General features: G+C 72.0%; 9 protein-coding genes and 2 pseudogenes. 9 read left to right on the top strand and 2 right to left on the bottom strand.

What is annotated here, in order from left to right; translation table 11 throughout:
- Positions 1-1465: dihydroxyacetone kinase family protein (locus KBY19_RS29290; RefSeq protein ID WP_210967044.1), on the top strand; the 1465-nt coding region annotated here is incomplete at its 5' end.
- A gap of 24 nt (positions 1466-1489) precedes the next feature.
- A complete protein-coding gene (locus KBY19_RS29285) occupies positions 1490-1990 on the top strand; it encodes a ribose-5-phosphate isomerase (RefSeq protein ID WP_099883401.1) in 501 nt (166 codons plus the stop codon).
- A gap of 138 nt (positions 1991-2128) precedes the next feature.
- Here KBY19_RS29285 and KBY19_RS29280 read toward each other — a convergent pair whose 3' ends face one another.
- Positions 2129-2332: a cold-shock protein gene (locus KBY19_RS29280; RefSeq protein WP_019354156.1), complete on the bottom strand. Its 204-nt coding sequence runs from the start codon at positions 2330-2332 to the stop codon at positions 2129-2131.
- A 240-nt stretch (positions 2333-2572) separates the two neighbouring features.
- Between KBY19_RS29280 and KBY19_RS29275 the strand changes: the two genes are divergently transcribed.
- From KBY19_RS29275 to KBY19_RS29265, 3 genes are all read left to right on the top strand, one after another.
- Positions 2573-3445 carry a menaquinone biosynthesis protein gene (locus KBY19_RS29275; RefSeq protein ID WP_307842622.1) on the top strand — a complete coding sequence of 291 codons (873 nt, stop codon included), beginning with the start codon at positions 2573-2575 and terminating at the stop codon, positions 3443-3445.
- A gap of 139 nt (positions 3446-3584) precedes the next feature.
- Positions 3585-4790: a cyclic dehypoxanthinyl futalosine synthase gene (mqnC, locus tag KBY19_RS29270; RefSeq protein WP_307843654.1), complete on the top strand. Its 1206-nt coding sequence runs from the start codon at positions 3585-3587 to the stop codon at positions 4788-4790.
- 41 nt (positions 4791-4831) lie between these two features.
- The gene (locus KBY19_RS29265) at positions 4832-5530 is read left to right on the top strand and encodes a demethylmenaquinone methyltransferase (protein ID WP_185017840.1); all 699 of its coding nucleotides are present in this window, start codon (positions 4832-4834) and stop codon (positions 5528-5530) included.
- Between the two features lie 67 nt (positions 5531-5597).
- On the opposite strand, the pseudogene KBY19_RS36925 reads toward KBY19_RS29265, so the two are convergent.
- A pseudogene (locus KBY19_RS36925) lies at positions 5598-5690 on the bottom strand (FAD-binding protein); the annotation flags it as partial.
- A 52-nt stretch (positions 5691-5742) separates the two neighbouring features.
- On the opposite strand from KBY19_RS36925, the gene KBY19_RS29260 reads away from it, so the two are divergent.
- The 4 genes and pseudogenes from KBY19_RS29260 to KBY19_RS29250 all read left to right on the top strand — a co-directional run bounded on the left by KBY19_RS29260 (position 5743) and on the right by KBY19_RS29250 (position 10513).
- Positions 5743-6108: a hypothetical protein gene (locus KBY19_RS29260; RefSeq protein ID WP_210967043.1), complete on the top strand. Its 366-nt coding sequence runs from the start codon at positions 5743-5745 to the stop codon at positions 6106-6108.
- Positions 6109-6369: 261 nt separating this feature from the next.
- Positions 6370-6462: pseudogene (locus tag KBY19_RS37840) on the top strand (zinc-ribbon domain-containing protein); the annotation flags it as partial.
- Positions 6463-6705: 243 nt separating this feature from the next.
- Positions 6706-9072, top strand: a complete 2367-nt coding sequence (locus KBY19_RS29255) for a hypothetical protein (RefSeq protein WP_210967042.1) — start codon at positions 6706-6708, stop codon at positions 9070-9072.
- A gap of 190 nt (positions 9073-9262) precedes the next feature.
- Positions 9263-10513: a geranylgeranyl reductase family protein gene (locus KBY19_RS29250; protein ID WP_099886706.1), complete on the top strand. Its 1251-nt coding sequence runs from the start codon at positions 9263-9265 to the stop codon at positions 10511-10513.
- The last annotated feature ends 66 nt before the right edge of the window (positions 10514-10579 follow it).

The raw sequence follows: 10579 nt of genomic DNA, 5'->3' as shown, positions 1-10579 counted from the left end.
GACGGGGGCAGGCGTGCTGTTCATGTTCGGCAACTACGCGGGCGACGTCATGAACTTCGGTCAGGCCGCCCAGCGGCTGACCGACGAGGGCATACCGGCCCGCTGTTTCGCCGTCACCGACGACATCGCCAGCGCCCCCGCCGCCGAGGCGGACCGGCGCCGTGGCATAGCGGGGGGCTTCACCGTCTACAAGACGGCCTCCGCCGCGGCGGAAGAGGGCGCGAGCCTTCAGGAGGTGGTCCGGGTCGCGGAGCACACCAACGCCCGTACCCGCTCGCTGGGTGTCGCCTTCGCGGGCTGCACGCTCCCGGGCCAGCGGGAGCCGCTGTTCACCGTGCCCGAGGGCAAGCTGGGCCTCGGGCTGGGCATCCACGGGGAGCCCGGCGTGCGCGAGAGCGAGCTGACGTCAGCTCAGGAACTGGCCGGCACGCTGGTGGAGGGGCTGCTGGCCGAACGGCCCGACGACGCCGCCGACAGCCGCCGGGTGGCGGTCCTCCTCAACGGCCTGGGCGCCACCAAGTACGAGGAGCTGTACGTCCTGTGGGCGTCCGTCGAGCGGCTGCTCACCGAGGCGGGGCTGGAGCTGATCCGCCCGGAGGTCGGTGAGCTGGTCACCTCGCTGGACATGGCGGGCTGCTCGCTGACCGTCACCTGGCTGGACGACGAACTGGAGCGGCTCTGGCTCGCTCCCGCCGACACCCCCGCCTTCCGCCGCGGCGGGACCGCCCCCGAAGCGACCGTCACCGGCAGGGCGGCGAGCGCACCCCGCACGGCAACGGCCGGCCGTGCGGCAGCACAGCCCGCCATCGCGACCGGCGAGGCGATCACCGTCGGCAGCACCGTCGTACGGGCCCTCCGAGCGGCCCACACCCTGCTGCACGAGCAGGAGGAGACCCTCGGCCGGCTCGACGCCGTCGCCGGGGACGGGGACCACGGACGCGGCATGTGCAAGGGCGTGGACGCGGCACTCGCCGCCGCCGAGAAGGCGCAGGCCACCGAGGCCGCACCGGCCGCGCTGCTCGGTGCGGCCGGGGACGCGTGGGCGGCCGAGGCGGGCGGTACCTCGGGAGCGCTGTGGGGCGCCGGGTTGCGCGCTCTCGGCTCCGCGCTCCCCGCCGACCGCGCTCCCGCGCCGACGGAGCTGGCCGACGGCGCGCGGGCCGCGCTGGCGGCCGTCACCTCGCTCGGCAAGGCGGAGCCGGGCGACAAGACGCTGGTCGACGCGCTCGCCCCGTTCGTGACCGCCTTCCAGGAGCGGCTGGAGGCGGGCGGCCCGCCCGCCGAGGCCCTCGGCGCCGCCGCCGATGTGGCCCGTACCGCCGCCGAGGCCACCGCCGAGCTGCGCCCGAGGCTGGGCCGGGCCCGGCCGCTCGCCGAACGCAGCATCGGCACCCCGGACCCGGGCGCCACCTCGCTGGCGATGGTCCTGGGAGCCGTGGCCGACACCGTACGACCTGCCGTCTGACCCCGTCACCAGGAGGAACGCACCATGAGCAGCACCCCCGCAGCGCCCCGGCCGTTCCGTGTCGTCGTGGGCTGCGACGACGCGGGTCTCGACTACAAGGAAGCCCTCAAGAAGGACCTGCTGGGTGACGCCCGGGTGGACGAGGTCTTCGACGTCGGTGTCGGCGGCGACGGGGCCGGCAGTTCCGACCTCGGCAGGGCCTACCCCCATGTCGCCGTCGAGGCGGCCCGCCGGGTCGCCGACGGCGAGGCCGACCGGGCGCTGCTGATCTGCGGCACCGGGCTGGGCGTCGCGATCAGCGCCAACAAGGTCCCCGGCATCCGGGCCGTCACCGCGCACGACAGCTACTCCGTGCAGCGCTCCGTGCTCAGCAACAACGCCCAGGTCCTGTGCTTCGGCCAGCGCGTCATCGGCCTGGAACTGGCCCGTACGCTGCTGGACGAGTGGCTGGACCAGCACTTCGACGAGGGCTCGGCCTCGGCGGCGAAGGTTGCCGCGATAGCGGGCTACGAGCAGGGCTGCTGACCGCCCGCCGGACGGCGAGCGAGCCCCCGGACCGGGGCGCGGGCTCCGGACCGGGGCGCGGGCTCCGGACCGGGGCGCGGACAAAAGGCAGGAGCCCCCGCCGAGGCGGGGGCTCCTTGGATACTGCAGAGTCAGGGACTACTGCGCGGTGACATTCTCCGCCTGCGGGCCCTTCGGGCCCTGCGTGACATCGAACGACACCATCTGGTTCTCCTCAAGAGAGCGGAAACCGGATGCGTTGATCGCGGAGTAGTGGACGAAGACATCGGGACCGCCGCCGTCCTGGGCGATGAAACCGAAGCCCTTTTCGGCGTTGAACCACTTAACGGTTCCGGTAGCCATAAGCCCTCCTTGGGCCTATAAGGGTGTCCCTGCTCCCAGAACCCACAAAGAAGCCTGAAAACGACGAGAGCCCGCGGTCACATGCTCCGCAGGCTCTGTACTGCAAGGGAAACCAAACTGCAACTTGGCTCTGAGCCTAGCACGGTGGTGGCCGGCGCGGAAGAGTTGCGGATCATGTCCCACGACCCGGCCGAGGGACCCCGCGCAGCCGGATACGGACCGGGGCGTACTCTCCGGAGAGTGACTGCGAAACCGAGGCATGTGCGCACCCGCCCCCGCGTCGCGCACATCCAGTTCCTCAACTGTCTGCCGCTGTACTGGGGCCTGGTCCACACCCACACCCTGCTGGACCTCGACCTGACCCGGGACACCCCCGAGAAGCTCAGCGAGATGATCATCGACGGGCGGCTCGACATGGGGCCCGTCACCCTGGTGGAGTTCCTGCGCAACGCGAACGACCTTGTCGCCTTCCCGGACATCGCGGTGGGCTGCGACGGCGACGTCATGTCGTGCGAGATCGTCTCCCGCGTCCCGCTCGACCAGCTGGACGGCGCCCGGGTGGCCCTCGGCTCGACGTCGCGCACCTCCGTCCGCCTGGCCCAGCTGCTGCTCGCGGAGCGGTACGGCGTCCAGCCGGACTACTACAGCTGCCCGCCCGACCTGGAGCGGATGATGAAGGAGGCGGACGCCGCCGTCGTCATCGGCGACGTGGGGCTGCGTGCCTATCTGCGGCAGCTGCCCGAGGAGGATCTCCAGGTGCACGATCTGGGGCGGCTGTGGAAGGAGTGGACGGGGCTGCCGTTCGTCTTCGCCGTGTGGGCCGTACGCCGCGACTTCCTGGAGCGGGACCCGGAGACGGTGCACGAGACGCACCGGGCCTTCCTCGCCTCCCGCGATCTGGCGATGGAGCAGGTCGACCAGGTGGCCGAGCACGCCGCGCGCTACGAGATCTTCGAGCCGAAGGTCCTGGAGCGGTACTTCACCACGCTCGACTTCCGGTTCGGCCCGCGGCAGCTGGAGGGCGTCGCAGAGTTCGCCCGCCGTACCGGCGCCACGACCGGTTTCCCGCCCGACGTCCGGGTGGAGATGCTCCGACCCGAGTCCCGGGACTGAGCCGGATCGAGCCCCGCGGCCGGGCCCCGGGGCACTCGGAAGATCGGCCGGATGGCCCTGGCGTAGGCTGGTCCGGCGCCGCTGTGCTGTGGTAAGCGGCGAGATGTGTCGAATGTGCGACCTTTGGAGGGACGCCACGGTGACAGCGCACGTGTCGGAAGCCGACCTGCTCTCCGCCCTCGACCGCGCCGCCACCGGGGGGCGCGTCACTCCCGAAGAGGCGCTCGACCTCTATCGGTACGCGCCCCTGCACGCGCTGGGCGCCGCCGCCGACAAGGCGCGCCGCCGCCGGTACGCGGGGACCGAGCACATCGCGACGTACATCATCGAGCGCAACATCAACTACACCAACTCGTGCGTGACGGCGTGCAAGTTCTGCGCCTTCTACGCCTCGCCCAAGAGCGACCAGGTGTGGATCCGCGACCTGGACGACATCCTGCGCCGCTGCGCGGAGACGGTGGAGCTGGGCGGCACCCAGATCATGTTCCAGGGCGGCCACCACCCGGACTTCGGGGTGGAGTACTACGAGGAGCACTTCGCCGCGATCAAGAAGGCGTTCCCGCAGCTGGTCATCCACTCCCTCGGCGCCAGCGAGGTCGAGCACATGGCGCGGATCTCCGGGGTGTCGCCGAAGGAGGCGATCGAGCGCATCCACGCGGCCGGTCTCGACTCCTTCGCGGGCGCCGGCGCCGAACTGCTGCCCGCCCGGCCCCGTAAGGCCATCGCGCCGCTCAAGGAGTCCGGGGAGCGCTGGCTGGAGATCATGGAGATCGCCCACAACCTCGGTGTGGAGTCCACCTCCACCATGCTGATGGGCACGGGAGAGACCAACGCCGAGCGCATCGAACATCTGCGGATGATCCGCGACGTGCAGGACCGCACCGGCGGCTTCCGCGCCTTCATCCCGTACACGTACCAGCCGGAGAACAACCATCTGAAGGGGCAGACGCAGGCGACCGTCTTCGAGTACCTGCGGATGATCGCCATCGCGCGGATCTTCCTCGACAACGTCGCCCACATCCAGGGCTCCTGGCTGACCACCGGCAAGGACATCGGACAGCTCTCGCTGCACTACGGCGCCGACGACCTCGGTTCGGTGATGCTGGAGGAGAACGTCGTCTCCTCGGCGGGTGCCAAGCACCGCTCCAACCGCATGGAGCTGATCGACCTCATCCGCAAGGCGGGCCGTGTCCCGGCGCAGCGCGCCACGACGTACGAGCACCTGGTGGTGCACGACGACCCGGCGATGGACCCGGTGGACGACAGGGCCGTCTCGCATCTGTCCTCCACCGCCATCGACGGGGGTACGGCACACCCCGAACTGGCGCTCATCGATGTGAACTGACGACTCGACGTGAACTGACGACCGGACGGACGACACCAGACGTGACGCGGGCATCCCTGGACAAGAAGCCGCACGAGGTCGCGGCCATGTTCGACGACGTGGCGGCCAAGTACGACCTCACCAACGATGTGCTCTCGCTCGGCCAGGCCCGGCTGTGGCGGCGGGCGGTCGCCGCCGCCGTGGACGCGCGCCCCGGCGAACGGGTGCTCGACCTCGCGGCGGGCACCGGCACCTCGTCGCTGCCGTTCGTGGAGGCGGGGGCCTTCACGGTGCCGTGCGACTTCTCGCTCGGCATGCTGCGCGAGGGCAAGCAGCGCCACTCCTGGATGCCGTTCACCGCCGGGGACGCGACCCGGCTCCCCTTCGCGGACGCCGCGTTCGACGCGGTGACGATCTCCTTCGGGCTGCGCAACGTCAGCGACGTGGACGCGGCGCTCGCCGAGCTGCGGCGGGTCACCAAGCCCGGGGGGCGCGTGCTGATCTGCGAGTTCAGCCACCCGACCTGGGCGCCGCTGCGGACCGTCTACACCGAGTACCTGATGCGCGCGCTGCCGCCGATCGCCCGGGGGGTGAGCAGCAGCCCGGACGCCTATGTCTATCTCGCGGAGTCCATCCGCGAGTGGCCCGACCAGCCGGCGCTCGCGGGCCGGCTGCAGGAGGCGGGCTGGAGCCGGGTGGCGTGGCGCAATCTGACGGGTGGCATCGTCGCCCTGCACCGCGGCTTCCGCCCGAGGGGCTGACGCCGCACGGCATGTGATCCGGCTCACAAACTGTCACAGTGCTCGGTGACGCGGTGTCTTGGGGCCGAACCGTCACATCGTCGCGCCGCGCCATGCGGTTGGCGGCCATGACGCCGGCGTATCCGCCGCCGATCACGAGGACATCGGTGTTCTCGGCCATGGTGTCTCCTCCGTTTCCAGGCCAGGCGGTCTCCGCGAGCCGGACCCGGGCGGTGGTCGAGTCGTTCCGGCGAGCGCTCAACACCGGGGACCCGCAGCACCTCCTCGACGTACTCGCCCCGCAGGTCGTCCTGTTGAGCGATGGCGGCGGCGTCAAGCGGGCCGCGCTGCATCCAGTCGTCGGAGCGCGGAAGATCGTCCGTTTCTACTCCGGCGGCACCGCCAAGGTCGAGGGCAGGCTCACCAGCGACCCGACCGTGGTCAACGGCAACCCGGCGTTCTTCATGCGGCTGAACGGCGAAATCGAGGGCGCCATGGCCCTCCGCGTCGAGGACGCCCGTATCGCCGGCCTCTACTTCGTCCGCAGCCCCGAGAAGCTGACCCACCTCGGATCCGAGACCCCTCTCACCCTGCGGTGAACACCGGCGGCGGGGCCTCGGGAGGACCGACGTGCCTCCCGGAGGCCGCCACCGGGACCTCCCCGGGCCCGACGGCCCGATGTCGGTTGCGCTTGGATAAATCTCCTTCACACCAGGGGCGTTCGGCGGAACGATGTACCCCGTCCCTCGTACCGTACGCACACGCGTGGTGCCCCTGCGTGCCGCGCTGGTTCGTCTTCTCCCCGAACGCCGAACCCGAACGCCGAACGCCGAACCCGAACGCAACCGCATCGGAGCGCCATGTCGTCCCCGCCGCCGCCGTCACCGTCGCCCTGCCCGCAGTGCGGCGCCGATTCCCCCGCCGAGGCACGCTTCTGCATGTCGTGCGGCGCTCCCACGGCCCCCGCGGCAACCGAGGCCCCCGCGGCAACCGAGGCCCCGGCGGCACCGGCCGCGCCGCCCGCGCCCGAGGCCCCGCCCGCGCCTGCCGGTCCGCCGACGTATGTACCGACCCGGAGCGCGCAGCCGGCCCCGCCTGCCCAGCCCGCGCACGCGCCGCCCGCGCAGCCCGGTCATACGCCGCCTCCGCCGCCTCCGCCGCCGTCTGCAGGGCCCGCCCGGCCGACACCGTTCGGGATGTTCCTGACGCGGACCGTCAAGGGCGACTGGCTGGGGGCGCTGCGCGTCGCCGGCTGGCCACTGGCCCTGGTGTTCCTGGGAGCCTGCGCGCTCGGCATCTGGTCCAACGACGACCTCGACGACCTGGACATCGGCTGGGGCACCCGGATGCGGGTCGCACTGGCCGCCCTGCTCCAGGGCGTCGGCGGCGGGTTCGGCATCTCAGCCGACTCCACAACCTCCACCCAGGGCGAACGCATCGCGGGGGAGGCGGACATCTCCGGACTTCCGCTGCTGGTGACCGCCGTATGGATCGGCGCCCTCGTCGTCGCCTCCCGCGTCGAGCGGCGCCGGCTGGCGGCGGCACCGCCTTCGGCCGGGTTCGAGGCGGCGCTGCGGATCGGTGCGCTGTGCGGACTGGGCGGCCTCGCGCTGGGGCTGTACGCCTCTCCCTCGTACGAGGGGCTGGAGCTGGAGTCCTCGCCCGGACTCACCCTGCTGTGGACGTTCCTGCTCTCCACCTTCGTCGCGGCGCTGGTGCTGACGCGCGGTGGGGCCGACGCCCGGCCGGCCGCACGGCCCGGTCTGCGCGCGGTGGTGGGCGCGCTGCGGACGGCGGGGCTGGCATTGGTGTGCGTGCTCGCGCTGGCCTCCGTGGTGATGTTCGTGGTCCTGCTGGCCTCCGAGGACGACGTCGACGCCGGTGGCGTGTGGGCGCTGGTGGCGCTGCTGCCCAACGTCGGCGCCTTCGGCCTCGCGCTGGCCTGGGGGGCTCCCATCGATGTGAAGTGGGACATCAGCCAGTGGGACGCGGGGCGCGAGTCGTTCGGCTACGGCGAGTTGAGCGACCTGGCCCAGGGCTGGGCGGTGGTGGGCGCGCTGGCGGGCGGCCTGGCGTGCGCGCTGCTGCTGGGCACGCTGGTGGCCCGGCGCAGCGTCGACCGCCGCGAACAGCTGCTCGCCGCCGGGTTCTTCGTTCTGGGTCTGCTGCTGGTCGTCGCGGTGGCCGGGGTGGGCTTCGAGGCCCGCTTCCACGAGCCCTCCCCCGGCGTCGACGGCGGCGGCCTCGGGGACGACTACGGCAACGATTACGGCGGCGACTACGGAAGCGACTACGACGGCGACCACTCAGGCGGCTACGGCGGTGACTTCGGCGGCGGTGACAGCTTCTCCTCCCACGGGGAGATCGCGGCCGGTATCGCCGAGCTGCTGCTGTTCGCACTGCTGTGGTCCTACGGCGGCACGCTGCTGGTTCCGTTCCTGCGGGCCCAGTTCGGCAAGGGCGGTCCTGGTGGGACGGGTCCGGTCGGCACCGGTCTGGGAGCGGGTGCTCACGGCGCGGCGGCGTACGGCGGTCACGGGCCGGGCGGTTACGGAGCGAGTGGCTACGGGCCGGGCGGCTACGGGCCGGGCGGATACGCCCCGGGCGCCTCAGGCACACCCGCCGCCCCCGCAACCCCGCCCGCCCCGACGGCACCGCCCGGCTCCGCCGCCTCGCCGTTGCCGGCGCCGCCGTCCGAGCAGCCCGAGCAGCCCGACGAGCCCGGGGCCGCCCGTCCTGCCGCGGAGGCCCCGTCCGGCCCCGAGGTCCTGGGCCCGGGCGGCGGTGGCCCCGTACCGCCGCCCCAGCGCAGGCGCGGCCTGACCTGGGCGGGACTCATCCTGGCCGCCTTCCTGGTCGGCGGTGCCGCGGCCGGGGGCGCCTTCTATCTGGCGGGCGACGACGGCAAGGGGGACAGCAAGGCGGCGTCCAAGGAGTCCGCGGGGGGCTCCGGCAAGGAGTCCCCCGAGGACGAGCAGCCCACCGACGGGAGCGACGCCGGGCCGAAGCCCGCACCGTCCGACGGCTCCGAGCAGAGCGACGATCCGGCCCCGGACGACGACAGCGGCCCGGACATCGGGGCGGGCGGCTCGCCGCGCACCCCGCAGAGCACCGAGCTGCCCGACGGTTTCACGACGAGGGACGACCCCAAGGGCTTCTCCGTGGGCGTGATGGAGGGCTGGCAGCGCCGGGCGAAGGGCACCCAGGTCGACTACGAGGCACCCACCGGCGGCGACTATCTGCGGATCGGCGTCATCGAGAACGCGGGCCAGTCCTCGTACGACAACTTCCGCAACCTGGAGAAGGGCGCCCGCAAGCGGGACGGCTACCAGCGCCTCGAACTGACGAAGAACACCTTCCGGGGACGGCCGGGGGCGCGCTGGGAGTTCGTCTACACCTCGGACGACTCGGGCCGCACCATCCACGCCATCGACCAGGCGTATGTCAGCGAGGACGGCACCGAATACAGCATCTACGTCGAGAGCCGCCACGACGAGTGGGACGCGGACCGCGAGCAGGTCTTCAGCACCGCGCTGAGCAGCTGGGACGAGAACGGCACCTGACGGCGGACGGGAAGGCAGGAGGGGAGAGGGGCCGGAACGAGGCCGCGGTCCGACGCCCGCATAGACTGGCGCCGTCAGCCCAATCAGCCAGCATGCGGGAGTCCTCGTGGCCGACCCCCAACCGAAGGCGCACTCCGAGCCCCAGGCGCAGCACCAGCCGGAGGCGACCGCTTCCGAGCGGACCGCCGATGTGATCGTCGTCGGTGCCGGGCCGGCGGGCTCCACGACGGCGTACCACCTGGCCCGCAGCGGCCTGGATGTGCTGCTGCTGGAGAAGACGGCGTTCCCACGCGAGAAGGTGTGCGGCGACGGCCTCACCCCGCGCGCCACCAAGCAGCTGGTGGCGATGGGCATCGACATCTCCGAAGAGGCGGGCTGGCTGCGCAACAAGGGCCTGCGCATCATCGGCGGCGGCCACCGCCTCCAGCTGCCGTGGCCGGAGCTGGCCAGCTACCCGGACTACGGGCTCGTCCGCAAGCGCGACGACTTCGACGAGCAACTCGCCCGTCAGGCGCAGAAGGCGGGCGCCCGCCTGCACGAGCGCTGCAACGTCACGGAACCGATCGTGGACGAGCGGACGGGCCACCTCACCGGTGTGCACGCCAAGCTGGGTGAGGAGAAGACGCCCGTCACCTTCCACGCGCCGATCGTCGTCGCCGCGGACGGCAACTCGACCCGGCTGTCGTTGAAGATGGGCCTGCACCGCCGCGACGACCGGCCGATGGGGGTGGCCGTACGGACGTACTTCACCTCGCCCCGGCACGACGACGACTATCTGGAGTCCTGGCTGGAGCTGTGGGACCGACGCGGCGCCGAGGACCGGCTGCTGCCCGGCTACGGCTGGATCTTCGGCATGGGCGACGGCACCTCCAACGTCGGCCTCGGCGTCCTGAACACCTCTTCCTCCTTCAAGGAGCTCGACTGGCGCGAGGTCCTCAAGGCGTGGTGCGCCTCCATGCCCGAGGAATGGGGCTACACCCCGGACAACATGACGGGCCCCATCCGCGGCGCCGCGCTGCCCATGGCCTTCAACCGGCAGCCGCACTACACGCGCGGCCTGCTGCTGGTCGGTGACGCGGGCGGCCTGGTGAACCCGTTCAACGGGGAGGGCATCGCCTACGCCATGGAGTCCGGTGCCATCGCTGCCGAGACCATCGTCCAGGCGCACGCGCGTGCGACTCCGGCCCAGCGTGAACTGGCCCTGCGCCGCTACCCGAAGGTCCTCAAGGACACCTACGGCGGCTACTACACGATGGGCCGCGCCTTCGTGAAGCTCATCGGCAATCCGAAGGTCATGAAGCTCGCCACCGAACGCGGTCTCTCCCACCCCGTGCTGATGCGTTTCACCCTCAAGATGCTCGCCAACCTCACCGATCCCACCGGCGGCGACGCCATGGACCGCATCATCAACGGCCTGGCGAAGGTGACGCCCCGCGCCTGACGGCTCGCCGCCCTGTTCCCTTTCCGCCGCGACGGCGGGACGCTTCAGCCATCGGCCCGGCGCCTC

This window comes from Streptomyces sp. B15, assembly GCF_018070605.1.
In the GTDB taxonomy this organism is placed as follows: Bacteria; Actinomycetota; Actinomycetes; order Streptomycetales; family Streptomycetaceae; genus Streptomyces; species Streptomyces smyrnaeus.
This window is presented reverse-complemented; position numbering and strand designations above follow the sequence as displayed.

Bases quoted from the DNA above. Each gene is read 5' to 3' on its own strand.
- KBY19_RS29285 (WP_099883401.1), top strand. From the start codon at position 1,490: ATGAGCAGCACCCCCGCAGCGCCCCGGCCGTTCCGTGTCGTCGTGGGC.
- KBY19_RS29280 (WP_019354156.1), bottom strand. From the start codon at position 2,332: ATGGCTACCGGAACCGTTAAGTGGTTCAACGCCGAAAAGGGCTTCGGT.
- KBY19_RS29255 (WP_210967042.1), top strand. From the start codon at position 6,706: ATGTTCCTGACGCGGACCGTCAAGGGCGACTGGCTGGGGGCGCTGCGC.